19 protein-coding genes are annotated in these 21,197 nt (G+C 63.4%); 6 read left to right on the top strand and 13 right to left on the bottom strand.

Translation table 11 applies throughout. From position 1 onward, the window contains the following. Positions 1-2: 2 nt before the first annotated feature. The 9 genes from HX839_RS21115 to HX839_RS21075 form a co-directional block, all read right to left on the bottom strand. Entirely contained in the window at positions 3-2,339 is a 2,337-nt protein-coding gene (locus HX839_RS21115) for a bifunctional diguanylate cyclase/phosphodiesterase (RefSeq protein ID WP_177067652.1), read from the bottom strand. A gap of 201 nt (positions 2,340-2,540) precedes the next feature. Further along, complete coding sequence (locus tag HX839_RS21110; protein ID WP_177067651.1) at positions 2,541-3,716, bottom strand: PotD/PotF family extracellular solute-binding protein; 1,176 nt, start codon at positions 3,714-3,716, stop codon at positions 2,541-2,543. Continuing rightward, the gene (locus HX839_RS21105; RefSeq protein WP_177067650.1) at positions 3,713-4,687 is read right to left on the bottom strand and encodes a GTP-binding protein; all 975 of its coding nucleotides are present in this window, start codon (positions 4,685-4,687) and stop codon (positions 3,713-3,715) included. Before HX839_RS21105 ends, HX839_RS21110 begins: the two co-directional genes overlap by 4 nt. A gap of 85 nt (positions 4,688-4,772) precedes the next feature. Further along, on the bottom strand, positions 4,773-5,066 hold the full coding sequence (locus HX839_RS21100) for a hypothetical protein (protein ID WP_087695160.1): 294 nt from the start codon (positions 5,064-5,066) through the stop codon (positions 4,773-4,775). A gap of 13 nt (positions 5,067-5,079) precedes the next feature. Beyond that, the gene (locus HX839_RS21095; RefSeq protein ID WP_177020385.1) at positions 5,080-5,829 is read right to left on the bottom strand and encodes an SDR family NAD(P)-dependent oxidoreductase; all 750 of its coding nucleotides are present in this window, start codon (positions 5,827-5,829) and stop codon (positions 5,080-5,082) included. 161 nt (positions 5,830-5,990) lie between these two features. Then, complete coding sequence (locus HX839_RS21090; protein WP_003210402.1) at positions 5,991-6,752, bottom strand: SDR family NAD(P)-dependent oxidoreductase; 762 nt, start codon at positions 6,750-6,752, stop codon at positions 5,991-5,993. A 12-nt stretch (positions 6,753-6,764) separates the two neighbouring features. Then, on the bottom strand, positions 6,765-8,105 hold the full coding sequence (locus tag HX839_RS21085) for an MFS transporter (RefSeq protein ID WP_003210404.1): 1,341 nt from the start codon (positions 8,103-8,105) through the stop codon (positions 6,765-6,767). Between the two features lie 42 nt (positions 8,106-8,147). After that, a complete protein-coding gene (locus HX839_RS21080) occupies positions 8,148-9,026 on the bottom strand; it encodes a polysaccharide deacetylase (protein ID WP_003210406.1) in 879 nt (292 codons plus the stop codon). An 11-nt stretch (positions 9,027-9,037) separates the two neighbouring features. Beyond that, positions 9,038-10,381, bottom strand: coding sequence for an amidase (locus HX839_RS21075; RefSeq protein ID WP_177067649.1), 1,344 nt, complete (start codon positions 10,379-10,381; stop codon positions 9,038-9,040). 336 nt (positions 10,382-10,717) lie between these two features. On the opposite strand from HX839_RS21075, the gene HX839_RS21070 reads away from it, so the two are divergent. From HX839_RS21070 to cmoB, 6 genes are all read left to right on the top strand, one after another. Beyond that, on the top strand, positions 10,718-11,707 hold the full coding sequence (locus tag HX839_RS21070) for a GntR family transcriptional regulator (RefSeq protein ID WP_003210410.1): 990 nt from the start codon (positions 10,718-10,720) through the stop codon (positions 11,705-11,707). A 222-nt stretch (positions 11,708-11,929) separates the two neighbouring features. Next, positions 11,930-14,350 carry an endopeptidase La gene (gene lon, locus HX839_RS21065; RefSeq protein ID WP_003210412.1) on the top strand — a complete coding sequence of 807 codons (2,421 nt, stop codon included), beginning with the start codon at positions 11,930-11,932 and terminating at the stop codon, positions 14,348-14,350. Positions 14,351-14,549: 199 nt separating this feature from the next. Beyond that, positions 14,550-14,942, top strand: coding sequence for a protease inhibitor I42 family protein (locus HX839_RS21060; protein ID WP_003210413.1), 393 nt, complete (start codon positions 14,550-14,552; stop codon positions 14,940-14,942). A 1-nt stretch (position 14,943) separates the two neighbouring features. Then, positions 14,944-15,588, top strand: a complete 645-nt coding sequence (locus HX839_RS21055; RefSeq protein ID WP_102605186.1) for a lysoplasmalogenase — start codon at positions 14,944-14,946, stop codon at positions 15,586-15,588. Positions 15,589-15,724: 136 nt separating this feature from the next. Then, positions 15,725-16,468: a carboxy-S-adenosyl-L-methionine synthase CmoA gene (gene cmoA / locus HX839_RS21050; protein WP_093201534.1), complete on the top strand. Its 744-nt coding sequence runs from the start codon at positions 15,725-15,727 to the stop codon at positions 16,466-16,468. Beyond that, complete coding sequence (cmoB, locus tag HX839_RS21045) at positions 16,465-17,421, top strand: tRNA 5-methoxyuridine(34)/uridine 5-oxyacetic acid(34) synthase CmoB (protein ID WP_177040122.1); 957 nt, start codon at positions 16,465-16,467, stop codon at positions 17,419-17,421. The genes cmoA and cmoB overlap by 4 nt, the downstream gene beginning before the upstream one ends. Before the next feature lie 138 nt (positions 17,422-17,559). Here the strand turns inward: cmoB and tadA are convergent, their stop codons facing one another. From tadA to recO, 4 genes are all read right to left on the bottom strand, one after another. Beyond that, entirely contained in the window at positions 17,560-18,051 is a 492-nt protein-coding gene (tadA, locus tag HX839_RS21040; RefSeq protein WP_003210422.1) for a tRNA adenosine(34) deaminase TadA, read from the bottom strand. Continuing rightward, positions 18,051-19,430 (bottom strand): multicopper oxidase family protein, encoded by a 1,380-nt coding sequence (locus tag HX839_RS21035; protein WP_087695164.1) that lies wholly within the window; start codon positions 19,428-19,430, stop codon positions 18,051-18,053. The genes tadA and HX839_RS21035 overlap by 1 nt, the downstream gene beginning before the upstream one ends. Before the next feature lie 218 nt (positions 19,431-19,648). Then, positions 19,649-20,392: a pyridoxine 5'-phosphate synthase gene (gene pdxJ / locus HX839_RS21030; protein WP_003210427.1), complete on the bottom strand. Its 744-nt coding sequence runs from the start codon at positions 20,390-20,392 to the stop codon at positions 19,649-19,651. A 52-nt stretch (positions 20,393-20,444) separates the two neighbouring features. Then, positions 20,445-21,134 (bottom strand): DNA repair protein RecO, encoded by a 690-nt coding sequence (gene recO, locus HX839_RS21025; RefSeq protein WP_093201548.1) that lies wholly within the window; start codon positions 21,132-21,134, stop codon positions 20,445-20,447. Positions 21,135-21,197 lie beyond the last annotated feature (63 nt).

The following is a 21,197-nucleotide window of genomic DNA, read 5'->3' as shown; positions in this document are numbered from 1 at the left end:
CCCTAGACCGGCACCCGCTCGCGGCGCATCCACATCTCAAACGCCATGGCATTCAACGGCCGGCTGATCAGATAGCCCTGGGCCGTGTCGCACTTCCAGAGCTTGAGCAGCTTGAGGCTGGGCTCGAATTCCACCCCTTCGGCCACCACCTTGAGCCCCAGGTTGTGGCTCATTTCGATGGTCGAGCGCACGATCACGCCGTCGCCGGAAGTGCTGTCGAGGTTGCGCACAAACGACTGGTCGATCTTCAATTCCTGCACCGGCAGGCGTTGCAGTTGCGCCAGGGATGAATAGCCGGTGCCGAAGTCATCCACCGAGAGGCTGATGCCACAAGCGCGCAGTTGCTCCAGCACGCTGAGGGCCTGGGCCGGGTTGTGCATGATCGCGCTTTCGGTGATTTCGAAAATCAGCTGCCGGGCCGATACCCGGTAGTGCGCCAGCAACTCGGTCACCCGCAGGGCCAGGCCGTCATCGGCCAGGTCATCCACCGAGATGTTCACCGACAACTGCACCTCCAACCCGCGTACCGCCCACTCGGCCAGTTGGCGAATGGCTTCTTCGATCACCCACTGGGTCAGGCTGCCCATGCTGCCGGTGCGCTCGGCCAGGGGAATGAACTCGGCCGGCGACACCAGGCCCAGGGTCGGGTGCTGCCAGCGCAACAGCGCTTCGGCCTGGCGCACATGGCCATGGTGCAGGTCGAGCTTGGGCTGGTAACACAGGTACAACTCGCCCTCCGTCGGCGCCCGGCGCAGGTCACGAATCAGGCTGATCTGGCGTTGATGGGCGAGGTCGCGGTCCTGCTGGTAGATCTGTAAGTAACCCGGGAACGCTGCCGCATCGTGGCGGGCAATCGCGGCGCGGCTGATCAGCTCTTCAACCTGCTGGCCGTCGGCCGGGTAGGCGGCGATGCCGATGCTCACTTCGTGGCGCAATTCATCGCCACCAATGCGCTGGGGTTCGGTGAGCAGCCCATACAAGCGGTCAGCCAGGGCCACCGCGCGGTCGATCGCGGTGTTTTCCAGCAGCAGCAAAAACTCGCTGCCGGTGATGCGCGCGGCGGTGTCGCTGGCCGACAGGCTCGACAGCAGGCAGCGGCTGGCTTCGCGGAGCATTTCTTCCACGCCTTCCGGGCCGTAGCCTTCGTTGATCACCCGGTAATTTTCAATCCCCAGGTACAGCAACACCACGGGCCGGCCGGCGCTGATGGCGCTGCCCAGGCGTTCCATGGCCAGCGCGCGGTTGGGCAGGCCGGTAAGCGGGTCGTGCAAGGCGTTGTGGGCCAGTTGTCGCTCGCGTACCGCGATCCCGGTTTGCATGGCGTTGAAGGCCTGGGCCAGCAGGCCGAATTCATCGTGGCTGCGCACCTGTACCGGTGTGCGGTAGTCACCGGCCCCGATGCGTTCGGCCGCCTGCACCAACGCATTGAGTGGGCGTGAAACCCGCCGCGCCAGAAACAACGCACCCGCGAGCGACACCAGCAGCACCACCAGGGCGATCGCGAGAAATTGCCGGTCCAGCGGCGCGAAGGATTCAAGGGCGTGGTCCAGCGGGCTTTGCAGCAGCACCCGGACCTCGCCACCGTCTGCCGTGTTGCCCAACGGCAGCACCTGGCTGAGATAGCGCTGGCCGTGGAACAGGTTCAATTGCGCCACCGGAGTGATGTACGCGCCCTGCAGGTTGCTGGCAATCGACGCCTGTAGCGCCTCGGGCTGAGTACTGAACAATTCGCCGGGCTGACCATGCTGCGCGCTGATGAACGACACTTCCAGGTTGCTCATGGAGCGCAATTCACTGGCAAAGATTTCGTCCATCGGAAAGCCCATGGCGACACGGGCGATCGGTGCGGGGTCGACGACTTCCTGTTGCACCAGCAGGAAAGGCCGGCCATCCAGGGCCACGATCAACATTTGCAGGCCGCTGCGCCGGGCCTGGCGCAAGGCATCGTTATAGGGAAAGGCCTGGCCGGACGTCAGCGCCGGTAACGTGCTGACCATCACGCGGCCGTCGAGCCCCAGCACAAATACCTCGCTGGAACTCAGGCCGGTACCATGCCGGCGCAGGGTCGCGAGAATCGCGTCGGGTTCGCCATCGGCGACAGCCTGGCGAAACGGCAGGTCCGCCGTCAGCCAGTTCAAGCCGTATTGCAGGCGCCGGCCACGCAGGTCGAGCAGGCGTTCGAACACCTGGCTGCCGGTTTCCAGCTGCACCTGGGCCTGGTTTTCCACGGCGCGATTGGTGGCGGTCTTCACCGCGAAATACACCGCCGCCACGACCACCAGCAACAGCAGCGCCAGCACCCCGGCAATCCGGGTTTGAAACGTATGGCGCCACCTCATTCTGTTGCCCTCTGGCAGCGCCTGCCCCCTCCAGCCGAAACGTCCCTTCGTCATACGCGTCCCTCGCGATAGCTGAACCGGCGTCAAATAAATATCCTTTTTACAGGGATATTTGAATTATCCAGATTAGCTGCGCAAGAGAAGAAGTGCACCCAATAAATACGGGAGTTTATATGTCATTAATTTGGCGACAGGCTGCCGTTACGACGCTCGCGCCCGCATGAAGTCCCCCCAACGCCGCACGAGATAGTTGTGCTCATCCATCACCGAGTTCCACACCGCGATATGCCCCATGCGCTGTTCATAGGAACCGCCGTCGCGCACGTCACCCACATCGATCAGCGGCAAGCCATCGCTGCCCAACAGCTCTTCCCGAGCGGGCAGCCCGGCGTACCAGTAGTCCCATTCGGCACTGCTCAGGTGATCACGGCTGCGAGCCGGGTTGCCGATGTAATAACCCTGGCGCGCCATCACCGCACCCGGCCAGCCGGACAGCCACCAGTTGAGGTAGGCATAGGCCGCATCCAGCACCGGGCCCTTGGCATGGCGCGACAGCGACAACCCGCCGAACCAGGCGCGATAGCCTTCACGGGGCACCGCCAGGCGGTATTTGACCCCGGCCCGATGCAGGCGCATCAGGGTCGGTGACCACAGGCTCTGGATATCGATGCTCGGGCTGAGCATCAGTTGCGCGGCTTCCTCGTCATCGGACCAGAACGCCGCGAAGTGGCCTTCCTTCTGTTTACGCACCAGGATATCGGCCAGTACATCGATCTCTTCGATGCTCATGTTGCCGATGTCCTTGAAGCTCGCGAGGCCCGCGCCTTGCACGGCCAGCGCCGCGTCGAGGGCGCCGATGGCGGCGTCGCTCTGCAACGCAGTGCGTGCGCCCCAGGCCGGGTCCAGCAACCAGCCCCAACTCTCGTTGGCGCGGTTGAACCCTTCGGGCAAGCGCTCGGGGCGGTAGGCGAAACTGTCGGCGTTGTGGGTCAGGGGCAGCATGCTGATGCGTTCGGTGACGGTGCTGCCGAGGCTGCCGTCGTGCTGCACGAAGAGGCGCTCGCTGGGCACACTGCCGCTGCCCAGACGGTCGTTGGCGGACAAGCGTCCGCGCTTGGGCAGGTCGTTGATCTCGTGCCACAGCGCAATGCGCCGGGTGTCGATCGGCTGGATCGCCCGCGCCGGCCACACGAAGTCGACGTTGTGAAACCACTGGTCGTAGAGGTCGTAGCTGTCAGGTTGCATCACCGCAATGCGCTGGGCCTGCTCGACATCATGCACCTGGTACACCAGGCGAATGCCCAGCTCTTTTTCCGCTCGCACACGCAAGGTTTCGAGCAAGGTCACCGAGGTGCCGAGGACGCGAAGCGTGATCATGCGGGGAACCTTCTGGAGAACACTTCAAAGGAGCGCCGCAGCAGAGCCGGGTCGAGCCCGCGCAGGATAAACACCAGGCGCGATTGCCGATCGGTCCCCGGCCAGGCAGGCAGGTGAACCGGGGCATGCAGGCAATGCTGCACGCCATGAATGACGATGGGAGCGTTACTGGCGTTCACGTTGAGCAGTCCTTTGACGCGAAGAATACGTTCGCCGTGGCATCTTAACAGCATCGATAACCAGACCCCGAAACCGACCCAATCCAGTGGCTGATCGAAGGTCAGGCAACAGACTTGCGCAGCGCCGTGGTTGGCGGCGGTGGTTTGATGGAGTTTCCAGCGGCTGACTTCTGCAGCGGGCTCGGCACTGCGCAGGCCTTCGCCAAGCAGCAGTTGTTCACCGCTGTCGATATCGCAGGTATTGAGGATCGGCGTACCGGCGCTCAGTGCCTGCAAGTGCAAGCGCAACGGGCCACAGTCTTCGACGAGGTCGGTCTTGCTCAACAGCAGGCGATCGGCAGCGGCCACTTGCGCCAGCCATTCCGGGTGCAGGCGCTCTTGCAAAGCGGCGTGGCTGGCGTCCACCAGCGTCACCACCAGGCCGATATGAAAGCGCCCGCGCAGTTGCACGTCGTTGTTCAAGGTCGCGAGGATTGGCGCCGGGTCGGCCAGGCCGGTGGTTTCCAGGATCACCCGCTTGAAAGCCGGAATCTCACCCCGCTCACGACGCTGCAACAGGCCGAGCAAGGCGTCTTTCAACTCGCCGCGAATCGAACAGCACACGCAGCCGCTGGGCAGCAGCACCGTGTCCGGCGCGACTTCCTCCACCAGCAGGTGGTCGATGCCGACGTCGCCGAACTCATTGATCAGCAACGCCGTGTCGCCGAGGCTTTCACCTTGCAGCAGGCGCTTGAGCAAGGTGGTCTTGCCGCTGCCGAGGAAGCCGGTGATGACGTTTAGCGCGATGCTCATAGTTCTACCTCAATGATGCCCCTGCAGGAGTCCGGCTTGCCGGCGATGGCGATATCAAGGACGCCATCGCCGACAAGCCGGGCTCCTACAGTTCCAGATGATCGAGCAGGCGCGGGTCCAACGGGTCCAGCGGTCGACCGAGCATGGTCTCTGCCGCCCGCCACAATTGATCCAGGCCGCTGGCCAGTTCCTGTTTGCCGGTGGCGCCCAGCAGCAGATAGGACGCGCCCTGGAAGTCTTCGACCTTGAGCCGGAACACCGCCAGCACCTGGTTGATCGCCGCGATTCGGCGCAGACGTTCGCGTCGGCGCGGCAATTCATCGCCCAAGGGATCGCTCCAGTGCAGGTCTTCGCCCAGCAGGCCGCAAAGTCCGCACATGCTTAGTACCCGCTCATGGCATGACGTCGCCGGAGTTCGGGCCAAGGGTCTGGCCGACGAACAGATTGCCGCCCGGCTCGCTGGCCAGCAGCACGGCAGTCGGTGCGACTTCGTCCGCCAGGCCGAAACGACCCAGGGGCAGCTCGGCGGCCTTGGCGCGTTTCCAGGTGTCGCTGATGCCGCCTACCAATGGCGTTTCGATAGGCCCGGGTGCGATAGCGTTGACCAGTACGTTGTCCTTGGCCACTTCCAGGGCCAGGGATTTAGTGAAACCGATCACGCCGGCCTTGGCCGCCGCATAGTGCGTCAACTCGGCGCCGCCCTTGATCCCCAGTTGCGAGGCGACATTGATGATCCGGCCCCAGCGCTGGGCGATCATGTGAGGCAAGGCGCGCTGGCTGGCGACGAACACGCTGGTGAGGTCGACGCGCAGCATGTCGTTCCACATGTCCAGGGTCAGGTCGACGCAACGGGCCTGGGTCAGCATGCCGGCGTTGTTGACCAAGATGTCGATGCCGCCGTAGTGGGTGACGCAGGCATCGACGCTGGCCCGGGCGCCGTCGACGGTACCGACATCGGCCACGCACTCGAGGACTTCGGCGCCGAGGTTGCGGCAGGTGATGGCGGTTTCGGCGAGGGTGGCGGCATCGCGGTCGGCCAGCAACAGGCGCGCGCCTTCGACGGCGTAGGCACGGGCGATGGCGGCGCCGATGCCGCTGCCGGCGCCGGTGATCACGGCACGGCGGTTAGCGAGTTGGGGCATGGTGAACTCCTGAAATAATCAAACGGCGAACGCGGTCAAAAATGTGGGAGCGGGCTTGCTCGCGAAAGCGGAGTGCCAGCCAATACATGCGGAACTGATCCACCGCATTCGCGAGCAAGCCCGCTCCCACATTTGGAGCGAGTCCGGCTTAAAACTGGGGGTTAGTCCGGCCAGCGCACGGTCAAGCCACCATCAATCACAATGCTCTGCCCGGTCAGGTAGCTCGACTCCTCACTGGTCAAGAACCGCACCAGGGACGCCACTTCATCCGCCCGCCCGACCCGGCCCAACGGAATCGCCCGCGCCGCTTTCGCCAGCCCTTCCGGCCCGAGGGAGTTCTTCGCGTCCAGCGACTGCGGCGTCTCGATCAACCCCGGAATCACCGCGTTGCAACGAATCCCCAACGGCGCCAATTCCACCGCCAGCGACCGACACAACCCCGGCACACCGGCCTTGGCCGCCGCATAGTGCGCGTGCTCCTGCCAGCCATACACGCCACCGGCAATCGACGAAATCGCCACCAGCGCACCGCCTTCATGCATGTGCCGGGTTGCCGCCCGGAAGGTGCGCATCACCCCGGTCAGGTCGACGTTGAGCATCTCGTTCCACAGCTCGTCGGTCATTTCCAGCAGTGGCGCACGGCGTAACAAACCGGCGTTGGCCACCGCGTAATCGAGGCGACCGAAGTGCTGGACCGCCTGCGCCGCCAGGTTATCCACAGAGGTTGTATCGCCCACGTCCAGCGGCAACATCAGGCATTCACCGCCCGCCTCTTCCACCAGCGCAACCGTGTGATGCGGGTCATGGGGATCGGCCGGGTAATACCCACCCACCACCGCCACGCCGCTGCGGGCGTACGCCACCGCGAGGGCCTGGCCGATGCCGCTGGCGGCACCGGTAATCAATGCAACTTTACGACTCATCGAATCAACTCCTTACTGGACGGTTTCCGGACGCACATGGCGCGCGGCAAACATCAACGCACCGGAGAGGAAGCACGGCACTGCGCCAAACCACAGCGCAGCGGTCTGCCAGTCACTCCCGGCCGACAACACCTGGGTCGCGCCGAACCCGGCGACCACCGCACCAATCGGCCCCATGGCATGGATGATCGCGCCACCGGTAGCCCGGATGCTGGTGGGGAAACTTTCACTGATGAAAAACAGCGCCGCCGAGTACGGCCCGATCAGGAAGAACAGGCCCAGGCTGTACAGCCCCACCACCATCGCCATGTTGCTCGGGCCAAACAGCATCCCGGCAAACGACAGCCCGCCGAGCATCCAGCCCAGGCCGATGACATTGCGCCGGCCGATCTTGTCGCCCATCCAGCCGTGGCTGAGGTAGCCGCAGTAGCCCACCAGGTTCGACAGCACGAGGATGATCAGCGAGTTCTCGAACGAGATGTGGTGCACGCTGACGATCACCGACGTACCCAGCACGCTGAACACCTGGATCGCCGCCCAGTTGAGCAGCAGCGCCGCACCGATCACCAGGGTTGCACGGCGGGCCGGGCCACGGAATGCGGCCTTGAGGCCGGCTTTGCTGTGTTCGTCATAGTCCACGCCGTAGGTCACAGCGACGTTTTGCGCTTCTTTCACCGCGCCGCTTTTACGCAGCTCGCTGATGCGCTGGTGAATCTGGAACTGCGGGCTTTCCTTGAGCTTGCGCGCCATGACCGCGATCACAATCGCCGGGATCGCCGCAAACACGAAGCACCCCTGCCAGCCAATCACCGGCAGCAACAGCGCGGTCAAACCCGCCGCGATCAACGCGCCCACCGGCCAGCCGCCCTGCACCAGGCTGTAGATAAAGCCGCGACGCTTGGCCAGTTTTGGATCATCGGACGCCGCGTACAGCTCGCTCAAGTAAGTCGCGTTGACGGTTTCCTCGGCATAACCCAGGCCACCCAGCGAACGGATCAGGATCAGCGACGACTTGCCCCACGCGCCGCCAATGGCGGTGAGCGCCGAGCAGATCGCCGAACCGGCCACGGTGAAAATAATCCCTTTGCGCCGACCCAGTTTGTCCACGATCGGACCGATGGCCAGCGCGACCACGGCGGTGCCTACCGCCACCCATGTCGCAATCTCCGCCTGCTCCACTTCACCCCAGTTAAAGTGCCGCCCGATTTCCGGCAGCAAGGTGCCGAAAAGGATGAAGTCATACACCGCAAACACCCAGGCGAAAAACGCGATCCAGGTGGCGAAACGCACTTCCTTGGGCGTCAGTTGCCGGGGTTTCCAGCCAGTCAGATCAAGCTTGTTGTAGATAGACATGAATCGCGCCTCGGGAGGTTGGCCAGGGTTTAGGTACGGGTGTCAGGTACGCGGTTGGCGGCGGATAAAGTCATCGGCGATTTCGTCGAAGGTGACGAAGCGCACGCCGGCATGGCTCTGGATGTGTTCGATCAGCCGCTCAAGCATCAGCAGCACTTGCGGGCGGCCGGACACGTCGGGGTGGATGGTCATGGTGAACACCGCGTGTTCGTGCTCGCGGTAGACCCAGTCGAACTGGTCGCGCCACATTTCTTCGAGGTGACGCGGGTTGACGAAGCCGTGGCTGTTGGGGGCTTTCTTGATGAACATCATCGGCGGCAGGTCGTCGAGGTACCAGTTGGCCGGGATCTCCACCAGGTCGGTTTCTTCGCCGCGCACAAGGGGTTTCATCCAGGTGTCGGGGTGCTGGCTGTAGTCGATCTTGGTCCAGGTGTCGCCCTTGCGCACGTAGTACGGGTGGAAGTCGTTGTGCATCAGGCTGTGGTCGTACTTGATGCCTTTTTTCAGCAGCAGTTCGTTGGTGACCTTGCTGAATTCCCACCACGGCGCGACGTAGCCGGTGGGGCGTTTGCCGGTGACCTGGGTGATCAGCTCGATGGACTTGTCGAGGACGATTTCTTCCTGCTCGGCCGTCATCGCAATCGGGTTTTCGTGGCTGTAGCCGTGCACACCGATTTCGTGACCGGCGTCGGCCACCGCCTTCATCTGCTCGGGGAAGGTTTCCATCGAGTGGCCGGGGATAAACCAGGTGGTGCGCAGGCCGTAGCGCTCGAACAATTTGAGCAGGCGTGGCGCACCGATTTCACCGGCGAACAGGCCGCGGGAAATGTCGTCCGGGGAATCTTCGCCGCCATAGGAACCGAGCCAGCCGGCGACCGCGTCGACGTCGACGCCAAATGCACAGAGGATGTCTTTAGCCATGATGTGTCTCCTTAAAAAGTGAGTGCGGTTTCTACTGACAGCGCGGCCCGAAGCAGGCGCGCGTCTTCGCCGCTGGGGGCGCTGAGCAACAGGCCGGTGGGCAGGCCCAGGGCATCGCGGCCGCTGGGCAGGCTGACGCCGGGCATGTCCAGCAGGCTGCCGGGCATGGTCAGGCGCAGGGTGGCGAGGTTGGTGCTGACGAACAGCTCAAAGTCGGCTTCCAACGGCGCCAGGGCCGGGGCCACATGGGCCACGGTGGGGGTGATGAGGATCGCGCCGTCGAGTTCGTCGACAAGCTGCTGTTGCAGACGGCGACGGGCGTCGTACAGCGCCAGCAGTTGGCTGGCCGGCAGTGTGCGGGCCGCTTCAAGGCGACGGCGAACGCGGGGGTCAAGTTGCTCGGCATCAGGGCTGTCGAGCAGGGCTTCGTGGAGGGCGAAGGCTTCGAAGGCGCCGAGCCAGCCCTGGTGCTGGATCAGGTCGAGGGTGGCCTGGAAGGTCCTCGAGGGGCGTACCTCAATCAGTGCGCCGTGCGCCTTCAATCGGTCCACACAACGTTGCAGGTTATCGCGCACCGCCGGTTCAACCCGTGCGTCTTCCAGCACACTTTGCTCGACCCAGAACCGCTGGCCATTGAGGCTGCGAGGCGGGCGTGGCGGGCGCTGCTCGCGACCATTGAGCAGGTCGTCGATGGCCAGTGCATCGCGCACGCTGCGGGTCAGCGGGCCGAGGCTGTCGAGGGTGTGAGCCAGCGGGAAAACGCCGTCGCGGCTGTAGCGCCGGCAACTGCTGCGATAACCGACCACGCCATTCAGCGCAGCCGGAATACGGATGGAGCCGGCGGTGTCGGTACCCATGGCGATCGGCACGATGCCGGCTGCCACGGCGACGGCTGAACCCGACGACGAACCGCCGGGAATCCGCGGTTGGTCGACGCTGCTCGGGTTGTGCGGCGTGCCGAAATGCGGGTTCAGGCCCAGGCCGGAATAGGCCAGCTCGCTGAGGTTGGTCTTGCCGATGCTGACCATTCCGGCGCGGCACAACAGGCCCACACTTGGTGCGTCCAGCAAGGCAGCCGGCGCATTACGGCGATAGGCCGCGCCCGCCGTGGTAATGCTGCCGGCCACATCAAACAGATCTTTCCAGGCCAGGGGCACGCCGTCGAACACGCTCAACGGCTGGCCGGCACGCCAACGGGCGACCGACGCTTCGGCCTCACGGCGAGCGCGCTCGGCGGTCAGGGAGATGAACACGCCGGGGGCCATGCTCGCATGGGCAAGTGCCTGTTCCAGGACCTGCACCGGGTCGCTGCGACCGCTGGCGAAATCCTCGGCCATTGAAGTGGCGTCTAACATGGGAATGACCTTTTAAAAATGTACATATTAATAAAATGTACATTTTACAAAAGCAGCTTTCGTGCCAGTCTCGTGGACAGCTTGTTTGCCACACCTGGCACTTTGGAGCAGATCCACGGGCTAGATGGGTTTCAGGCATTAAAAGAAATATCGGCCACTGTTTAAGGCTCGCCTGGAATGAAATAATGTATCTTTTATTAATAAATACATTTTGGTGCAGAAAAGTAACATCAACCCTCTGAAGGCCCCAAAAAAGTGCCACCGACGTGGCGCAGAGTGACAGGCGCAACTATGAGAGAATCCCCGGCCACCGACCCGTTTGCTCCAGAGAACCCGATGAAAGCAGTGTCAGCCTCGGCTTCCCGTTACGCGATGATTCACCAGGTTCTGCGCGACGCCATCACCCACGGCACCGCCCGCCATGGCCTGGTGTTGCTGGAAGCGCCGCTGGCCGAATTGTTCGGCACCAGCCGGGTGCCGGTGCGCAAGGCGCTGAACCTGTTGCATGACGAAGGGTTGATCTGCCGCTTCGATGGCCGGGGTTACCTGATCAACCCCGACGGCCTGGACATGGAGCCGCTGCGCCTGCCCCTGAGCCATGCGCACCTGGGCCTCAATGGTGAAGATGAATTGGTGGACACCCGGCCACTGGGGGAGCGCATCGTCGAGGAAATCGGCGCAGCGCTCTCGACCTGTATCGCCTTCGGGCATTATCGCCTCGATGAACAGGCCGCCGCCGAGCACTACAACGTCAGCCGCGCGGTGGTGCGTGAAGCGCTGATGCGCCTGCGGGACCGTGGCCTGGTGGAAAAGGAACCCTATTCCCAATGGCTGGCCGGGCCACTGACTGCCCGGGAAGTCACCGAAGACTACGAACTGCGCGCCTGCCTGGAGCCCGAAGCCCTGCGCCAGAGCGCGCCGAACCTCGACCGCGACCTGCTGCACGCCATGTTGCAGCGCGTGCTCGATGCGCAAAACAGCGCCCATTGCAGCCTGGAAGAGATCGAGCAGATCGAGGAAGACCTGCACCAGCACTGCCTCGCCGGCCTGCAAAATCGCAAGATCGCCGCGCTGATCCGCCAGGGGCAGAGCCCGATGATCATCAGCCGGATTTTCTACCGGCTGCTGGGCATCGGTGCCGATCCGGCGATGCTGGCCGAGCACCGGCTGATCCTGGAGTTGCTGTTGCATGGCGCCTTCGACGCCGCCGCGCTGAACCTGCGCGAGCACCTGCAACGGGCCCGGCAGCGGATGTTGCAGCGCTTGAAGGTGCTCTCGGTGCTGCCCGAACAGCCGTTGCCGGCCTACTTGCACAAACTCAGCTGACGAAATGCAATCGAAAATGTGGGAGCGGGCTTGCTCGCGAAGGCGGCGCATCAGTCACAAATGCATTGACTGACAGACCGCCTTCGCGAGCAAGCCCGCTCCCACATTTGTTCAGCGGTGCTTTTGAAAATATTGTGCAATATGTTGCTATCTCACCCCACCCATTGAAACCACTGCCGACCCGCCCCATCTAACTTGCATACTTCCTTATGCAGGTGCCCCATGAGCGACCAGCAAGAATTCCCGGACATCGATCTCAACGACTACGCCGACCCGGAAAACGCTGAACACACTTCCGCCAACACTGGCCTGGCCCTCCCAGGGCAAAACCTGCCCGACAAGGTCTACATCATCCCGATCCACAACCGGCCTTTCTTCCCGGCGCAAGTGTTGCCGGTGATCGTCAATGAAGAGCCGTGGGCCGAAACCCTGGAGCTGGTGAGCAAGTCCGACCACCACTCCCTTGCCCTGTTCTTCATGGAAACCCCGCCCGAAGATCCGCGCCACTTCGACACCTCCAGCCTGCCGCTGTACGGCACCCTGGTGAAGGTGCACCACGCCAGCCGCGAAAACGGCAAGCTGCAATTCGTCGCCCAGGGCCTGACCCGCGTGCGGATCAAGACCTGGCTCAAGCACCACCGCCCACCGTACCTGGTGGAAGTCGAATACCCGCACCAGCCGACCCAGCCGACCGACGAGGTCAAGGCCTACGGCATGGCGCTGATCAATGCGATCAAGGAACTGCTGCCGCTCAACCCGCTGTACAGCGAAGAACTGAAGAACTACCTCAACCGCTTCAGCCCCAACGATCCGTCGCCGCTGACGGACTTTGCCGCCGCCCTTACCTCGGCCACCGGCACTGAACTGCAGCAAGTGCTGGACTGCGTGCCCATGCTCAAGCGCATGGAAAAAGTCCTGCCGATGCTGCGCAAGGAAGTCGAAGTCGCGCGCCTGCAAAAAGAAATCTCCGCCGAAGTGAACCGCAAGATCGGCGAACACCAGCGCGAGTTCTTCCTCAAGGAACAACTCAAGGTCATCCAGCAAGAGCTGGGGCTGACCAAGGACGATCGCAGCGCCGACGTCGAGCAATTCGAACAACGCCTGGTGGACAAGGTCCTGCCGACCCAGGCGCAGAAACGCATCAGCGAAGAAATGAACAAGCTGTCGATCCTGGAAACCGGTTCGCCGGAGTACGCGGTCACCCGCAACTACCTGGACTGGGCCACCTCGGTGCCGTGGGGCGTGTATGGCGAGGACAAACTCGACCTCAAGCACGCCCGCAAGGTGCTCGACAAACACCACGCCGGCCTGGACGACATCAAGAGTCGGATCCTCGAGTTCCTCGCCGTGGGCGCCTATAAGGGCGAAGTCGCCGGCTCCATCGTGTTGCTGGTGGGCCCGCCAGGCGTGGGCAAGACCAGTGTCGGCAAATCGATTGCCGAATCCCTCGGCCGGCCGTTCTACCGCTTCAGCGTCGGCGGCATGCGCGACGAGGCCGAGATCAAGGGCCATCGCCGCACCTACATCGGTGCGATGCCGGGCAAGCTGGTGCAAGCCCTCAAAGATGTGGAAGTGATGAACCCGGTGATCATGCTCGACGAGATCGACAAGATGGGCCAGAGCTACCAGGGCGACCCGGCCTCGGCCCTGCTCGAAACCCTCGACCCGGAACAGAACGTCGAATTCCTCGACCACTACCTGGACCTGCGCCTGGACCTGTCCAAAGTGCTGTTCGTGTGCACCGCCAACACCCTGGATTCGATCCCCGGCCCGTTGCTGGACCGGATGGAAGTGATTCGCCTGTCGGGCTACATCACCGAAGAAAAGGTCGCGATTGCCAAGCGTCACCTGTGGCCCAAGCAGTTGGAAAAAGCCGGCGTGTCGAAAAACAGCCTCTCCATCAGCGACGGCGCCCTGCGCGCGCTGATCGATGGTTACGCTCGCGAAGCCGGGGTGCGCCAGCTGGAGAAACAGCTGGGCAAACTGGTGCGCAAGGCGGTGGTCAAGCTGCTGGATGAGCCGGACTCGGTGATCAAGATCGGCAACAAGGACCTGGAAGCCTCCCTGGGCATGCCGGTGTTCCGTAACGAGCAAGTGCTGTCGGGCACCGGTGTGATCACCGGCCTGGCCTGGACCAGCATGGGCGGCGCGACCCTGCCGATCGAGGCGACGCGCATCCACACGCTGAACCGTGGCTTCAAGCTCACCGGGCAACTGGGTGAAGTGATGAAGGAATCGGCCGAGATTGCCTACAGCTACATCAGCTCGAACCTGAAGTCGTTTGGCGGTGACCCGAAGTTCTTCGATGAAGCCTTCGTGCACCTGCACGTGCCGGAAGGTGCCACACCGAAAGACGGCCCGAGCGCGGGCGTGACCATGGCCAGTGCGCTGCTGTCGCTGGCGCGTAACCAGCCGCCGAAAAAAGGCGTGGCCATGACCGGTGAACTGACGTTGACCGGGCATGTGCTGCCGATTGGCGGGGTGCGCGAGAAGGTGATTGCGGCGCGGCGCCAGAAAATTCACGAACTGATCTTGCCGGAGCCTAACCGGGGGAGCTTTGAAGAGCTGCCGGAGTACCTGAAGGAAGGGATGACGGTGCACTTTGCCAAGCGCTTTGCGGATGTGGCGAAGGTGTTGTTCTGATAGTTATGTAGCGCCTGAGCTGGCCTCTTCGCGAGCAAGCCCGCTCCCACACTTGACCGAGTCCGTCCTTTGGAATGCGGTCGAATGTGGGAGCGGGCTTGCTCGCGAAGAGGCCGGTGCAGCCAACACAACGCCATCTGTCACACCTTGTCTCATCTTCGGTTATGCTCGCCCTTCGTCGCCAAACAACGGAGCCCCCATGACCGCTGCCCGTCTGCTTCTCCCCCTGAGCCTTTGCCTGCTCGCCGCCTGCGCCAGTGCGCCGAAGCAAAACGTCACCGTGGAAAAACAGAGCGCCTGCCCGCTGCAACTCAAGACCGGGCAAAACCTGATCCTGACCCTGCCCAGCAATCCCACCACCGGTTACCGCTGGGCCATCCAGGACTCGGCCGGCGGCGTGCTGCGCAGCCTGAGCCCCGAGGTCTACAGCAACACCGACGACACCGGCGTGGTCGGCAGTGGCGGCCAATCCACCTGGCGCTTCCAGGCCTTCAACGCCGGCCAGGGCCGTTTGCGCCTCACCTCACAACAACCCTGGGAGCCGGAAGCTGAACCGGCCGAAACCTTCGACTGCGCCATTACGGTGAACTGATATGCCATGGATGATCCTTGCGTTGATGGGGGCGGTAACCTTTATCTACGGCCTGAGCACCCACGCCACCCTGCTCTGCCTGTTGGTAAAGCCATTGCCGGTACTGGCGCTGCTGGGGTGGCTGCATGATGCGCCGCCCACCGACTATCGACGCTGGATCAGCCTGGGGCTGATTTTTTCCCTTGTGGGCGATGTGCTGCTGGCCTGGCCCGGCGACCTGTTCATCTTCGGCCTCGGTGCGTTTTTGTTCGCGCACCTGGCGTACCTGAAAGCCTACTTGAGCGACTGCCGCCGCCCGGCGATTTTGCCGCTGGTGCTGGCGCTGGTCGTCGGCGCGATCTTGCTGAGTATCCTGATTTCCCACGGCCTTGGCCCATTGCTGGTACCGGTGGTGGTTTACGCGCTGGTGATCAGCGCGATGCTGTGGCGAGCGTTGGCGCGCTTGGGCAGCGAAGTGCCCAAGCGCTCGGCCTACCTGGCGGCGGCAGGCGCGGCATCGTTCGTGTTCTCCGACACGCTGATCGGGATCAATCGGTTTGTGGTGGCGTTTGAAGCGGCGCCGTATTTGCTGATTGTCAGCTACTGGCTGGGGCAGTGGGGCATTACGGCCTCTTCCTTTCCTCAGAAAAAAACCGTCAACCTGTAGGAGCTGGCTTGCCAGCGAAAAAACCCACAGTTGCCGCGTTCATCCAGAAAGTACGCGTCATCGTTAACGAACATCGCCGGCAAGCCAGCTCCTACGCTAAAATGCCCGGCTTTCCCCCTTCGTCGCCGGAACAGCCGTGAGCAAAGAACCCGATCGCCTATTCGCCCAGCCCCTGCCCCAGGTGCCGGACTTCGCCTTCAACGAAGACGTGGTGCGGGTTTTCCCGGACATGATCAAGCGCTCGGTGCCCGGCTACCCGACCATCGTCGAGAACCTCGGCGTGCTCGCGGCGCAGTTTGCCCAACCCAATAGCGTGCTCTACGACCTCGGTTCATCCCTCGGCGCGGTGACCCAGGCCCTGCGCCGTCACGTGCGCACCGACGGTTGCCGGGTGATCGCTGTGGATAACTCGGCGGCGATGGTCGAGCGATGCCGCGAATACCTCAACGGCCAGGACTCGATGTTCCAGGAGTTGCTGCCAGTGGAGGTGATCGAGGGCGATATCCTCGCCCTGCAATTCCAACCGGCGTCGGTGGTGGCGCTGAACTTCACCCTGCAATTTATCGCCCCCGAACAACGCCTGGCCTTGCTCTCGCGCATTCGCCAATCGCTGCTGCCGGGCGGCGCGCTGATCCTTTCGGAAAAGCTGCGCTTCAATGACCCGGAAGAACATGCGCTGCTCACCGACTTGCACATCGCCTTCAAGCGCGCCAACGGCTACAGCGAACTGGAAATCGCCCAGAAGCGCAGCGCCATCGAAAACGTCATGAAGCCCGACAGCCTCGAAGAACACCGCGAACGCCTGCTGGCGGCCGGGTTCTCGAAAGTCGTGCCGTGGTTCCAGTGTCTTAACTTTGCCTCGTTGATTGCCTTGCCATGATTGATCTGTCTCCCCTCGCCCGCCACCTGGTCGGCACTCCCCTGGCCGTCTGGGCCCAGGGCCTGCAAGCGCAACTCGATGCGAAGATGGAAAAAGGCCATGGCGACCTGGAACGCTGGCAGAGCGCGCTGGATGCGCTGCCGAAGATCATGCCCAGTGAAATCGACCTGCTGAACGGCCTGGTGCTGGATACCGACTGCGACGACGACACCCGTGCGCAAATGCGTACTGCGCTGATGGGCCTTTGCCCGTGGCGCAAGGGCCCGTTCGATCTGTTCGGCGTGCACGTGGACACCGAATGGCGCTCGGACTGGAAGTGGTCACGGGTCGCGCCGCACCTGGACCTCAAGGGCAAACGCATCCTCGATGTGGGTTGCGGCAACGGCTATTACATGTGGCGCATGCTCGGCGCCGGCGCCGACAGTGTGATTGGCGTCGACCCGAACTGGTTGTTCTTCTGCCAGTTCCAGGCGGTGCAGCGTTATCTGCCGACGCCCAAGGCCTGGCACCTGCCGTTCCCGTTTGAAGACCTGCCGTCGAACATGGAAGGCTTCGACACGGTATTTTCCATGGGCGTGTTCTACCATCGCCGCTCGCCCATCGAGCATTTGCTGGCGCTGAAGGATTGCCTGGTCAAGGGTGGGGAGCTGGTGCTGGAGACGCTGGTGGTTGAAGGCGATCAGCAGCAAGTGCTGGTGCCGGAAGACCGCTACGCGCAGATGCGCAACGTTTGGTTCCTACCGTCGGTGCCGGCGCTGATGCTGTGGCTGCGGCGTGCGGGCTTCAGTGAGGTGCACTGTGTGGACGTGAGCGTGACCACGGTCGAGGAACAGCGCGGCACGGCGTGGATGAAGTATCAGTCCCTCAGCGACTTCCTGGACCCAGAAGATCACAGCAAGACCATCGAAGGGCTGCCGGCGCCGATGCGGGCGGTGATTGTCGCGAAGAAATAAGACTGCTGTTGTGTTGAAGAAATAAGACTGCTGTTGTGGCGAGGGAGCTTGCTCCCGCTGGAGTGCGCAGCGCTCCCCAGATTTTGGGGCCGCTACGCAGCCCAGCGGGAGCAAGCTCCCTCGCCACAGGGTATCGCGTCAGCCTTTGGCTCTTCGCGCCTTGAAGAACTCGCTCAACACCGTCCCGCACTCCTCGGCCAACACCCCGCCCTCATACAGCACCCGATGGTTGAGAAAGCCCTGGGTAAAAAACTGCCCCTGGCTTTGCACAATCCCGGCTTTGGGCTCCAGCGCGCCGTACACCACCCGGGCAATCCGTGAATGCACGATCAGCCCGGCGCACATGCTGCACGGCTCCAGCGTGACGTAGAGCGTACTGCCCGGCAGTCGATAATTACTGACAGCCTGAGCAGCGGCCCGAATCGCGACCATCTCGGCATGCGCACTGGGGTCGTTGCCGCTGATGGGGCAGTTGAAGCCGCGCCCGATCACTTCGCCATCCTGCACCAGCACCGCGCCCACCGGCACTTCGCCCAGCGCGGCCCCCTGGGCAGCCAGGGCCAGCGCTTCACGCATGAAGTCCTGGTCGCGGCTGCGGTCGATAATCGCCGTGGGGCGAAACTGGCGCATCACGCCACCTCGATGGCGGCCATCAGGCCGGTTTCCATGTGGTCGATCACATGGCAGTGGAACATCCAGACACCCGGGTTATCCGCCACCAGCGCCACGCGGGCACGCTCGTTCTTGCCCAGCAGGTAGGTGTCGGTGAAGTACGGAATCACCTTGTGGCGGTTCGAGGCGATGACCTTGAAACTCATGCCGTGCAGGTGGATCGGGTGTTGGTACTGGGTCATGTTCTTCAATTCGAAAATGTAGCTCTTGCCCTTTGCAAGCTTGGCAATCGGGCGGTCGGCGCAGGTCTTGTCGGTGATGTCCCAGGCCTGGCCGTTGATCTGCCACAGGCTCGGTGGCTTATTGTCCACGTTCACCGAGACCGATCCAACCCATTCGAAATTGAAGTTGAGTTTCTCGGCATTGGCCAGGTCCGGCTCGGCAATCGGGTTCGCCGGCAATGCAGGCGGCCATTCGGTCGCCGTGTCGGTGCTGGCCACCGAGCGGAAGGTGCCCAGGCGTACCGGGCCGTTGCGGATCGACAACTCTTCACCGGCGGGCGGCGCCTTGATCGCCAGGCAGATGCGCATGCCAGGGCCGAGCCAGTATTCCTTGCCCAGCGGGCGCGGTTCGATGGGGTTGCCGTCCAGGGCATAGATCTGCGCTTCAACGTCGGGGATGTTGATGCGATAGGTCAGGGTGTTATCGAGGTTGAGCAGGCGCACACGGGTGATCTGCCCGGCCGGCAAATCGATCACCGCCTGGGACACGCCATTGATGGTCGACAGGCGTCCGGCGGTGCCGCCCCGGGCCGCTTCGCGGGGAATGCTGAAGGCGACAAAAGCGCCCTCTTCGTCCACGTGCCAGCTTTTCAGGCTCAGGGTGCGTTCGTGCTTGAAACCGGTGGGTTCGCGCTCCTCGATGATGAGCGGGCCCACCAGGCCACGGCCCAGTTCTTCGCTGCTGTTCACGTGGGGGTGATACCAATAGCTGCCGGCATCGGGCACGCGGAATTTGTAGTCGAAGTATTCGCCCGGCAGTACCGGCAATTGCGAGACATACGGCACGCCGTCCATTTCCAGCGGCAGGCGTATGCCATGCCAGTGGATGGTGGTGGCGACCGGCAGGTGGTTGATAAAGCGCACCCGCAGCCATTCACCCTGGCGCACCCGCAACTCGGTGCCCGGCGCCGAAGGGCCGAAGGCCCAGGCCTGGGTCTTGTGCCCCGGCACCAGCTCCACGTCCAGCGGCGCGGCGATCAGCTCGTAATCGTGCCCCGCCTCGGCCTCGGCCACCTTCCCGAGCCAGTAGCGATAGGCGCCACCGGCACCGACGCCCACCACCGCGAGACCGGCAAGACCACCCAGGATTTGTCGACGGGAAAACGATTGGGACACAACAACCTCACGTATCTGCCGCGGGTCCGAGACCCGCAAAGGGCAGATACCATACACCGGCATCACCTAAACAGTAAGGGTTCGCATTGCCACATGTGGGAGCGGGCTTGTGTGGGAGCGGGCTTGCTCGCGAAGGCGGTGGGTCTGTTACTCATGCATCGCCTGACACGCCGCCTTCGCGAGCAAGCCCGCTCCCACATTGGATCTTCAGCGCTCTTTTAATGTTTGGCGGCGGCCAGAATCAAGGCCTTCATCTCGGCGACGGCGCCTTTGAAGCCGACGAACAGCGCGTGCGCCACCAGCGCATGGCCGATGTTCAGCTCGTTGATGCCCTTGATCGCAGCCACGGCTTCGACGTTATGGTAGTGCAGGCCGTGGCCGGCGTTGACGATCAGGCCTTCGCCCAGGCCGCAGTTGACGCCGTCGATGATGCGCTGTAATTCGTCGGCAACTTCGGTCGGCGTGGTCGCGTCGGCATAACGGCCCGTGTGCAGTTCGATGGCCGGGGCACCGACACGGCGCGAAGCTTCGATCTGGCGCTCGTCGGCGTCGATGAACAGCGAGACTTCACTGCCGATCTTCGACAGGCGCTCCACGGCAGCCTTGATCCGCGCTTCCTGGCCAGCCACATCGAGGCCGCCTTCGGTGGTCAGTTCCTGGCGGGTTTCCGGCACCAGGCAGATATGCGCCGGGCGGATGCGCTCGGCGAACGCCATCATCTCCTCGGTGACGCCCATTTCGAAGTTCATGCGGGTTTGCAGCACGTCCTTGAGCAGCAGCACGTCGCGCTCCTGGATGTGGCGGCGGTCTTCGCGCAGGTGCACGGTGATGCCGTCGGCGCCCGCTTCTTCGGCGTCCAGCGCGGCCTTGACCGGGTCCGGGTAACGGGTGCCCCGGGCCTGGCGCAGGGTGGCTACGTGGTCGATGTTCACGCCGAGAAGAATGCGATTGCTGGTGGTCACGAAAAGCGCTCCTGAAGAGGGAAGGAATCGCTGCACAGCATACACGGGGATGTCAGGGCTTTCGAAACAACTCGCGGCTGACCAGTGGCCGACCGCCCAGATGCACGGCCAGGGCTTGGCGCATCAGGCGCTTGGCGGCGGACAGGGCGCCGGGGGCGGTCCAGTCGGCTTCGCTCATGGCGAGCAATTCGGTGCCCTGGAACAGGCCGGGTTGCAGCAGGTAGACCCGCTCCAGGCCTGCGTCCACTTGCAGGCGATACATGCCGTCGGCGGCGATGGGGTCGCCGTGCAGGTCGTTGCTCAGTTCGAAGCCGTAGCCCAAGTCATCCAGCAGGCGCCATTCGAATGCGCGCAGCAGCGGTTCCAGGGGACGGCCTTCGGCGAGGGCGAGCAAGGTGGCGGCGTAGTGATCGAAGACGCCGGGGTGCGGGTCTTCGGCGGGGAGCAGGCGGATCAGCAATTCGTTGAGGTAGAGGCCGCTGAACAGCGCCTCACCGTTGAGCCAGTTGGAGGCGCCGGCAGCTTCCATGCGGCCGACGTTCTTCAGCTCGCCGCGTCCACGAAACTCCACTTCCAGGGCCACGAAGGGCCGCGCCAGGGTGCCGGCCTTGCCGCGTGCACTGCGCAAGACCGCGCGCAGGCGGCCTTGGGGCGTGAGGAAGTCCACCAGGGCGCTGGTCTCGCGGTAGGCGCGGCTGTGCAAGACGTAGGCGGGTTGGCCGGTGGGTGGGGTTTGAGACATGGGGTTCTCGCTGCGGGAACACGGTCTGGAAAACAACGACTATCCAATGTGGGAGCGGGCTTG

This window comes from Pseudomonas sp. I8001 (genome assembly GCF_013385345.1).
GTDB lineage: Bacteria > Pseudomonadota > Gammaproteobacteria > Pseudomonadales > Pseudomonadaceae > Aquipseudomonas.
This window is presented reverse-complemented; position numbering and strand designations above follow the sequence as displayed.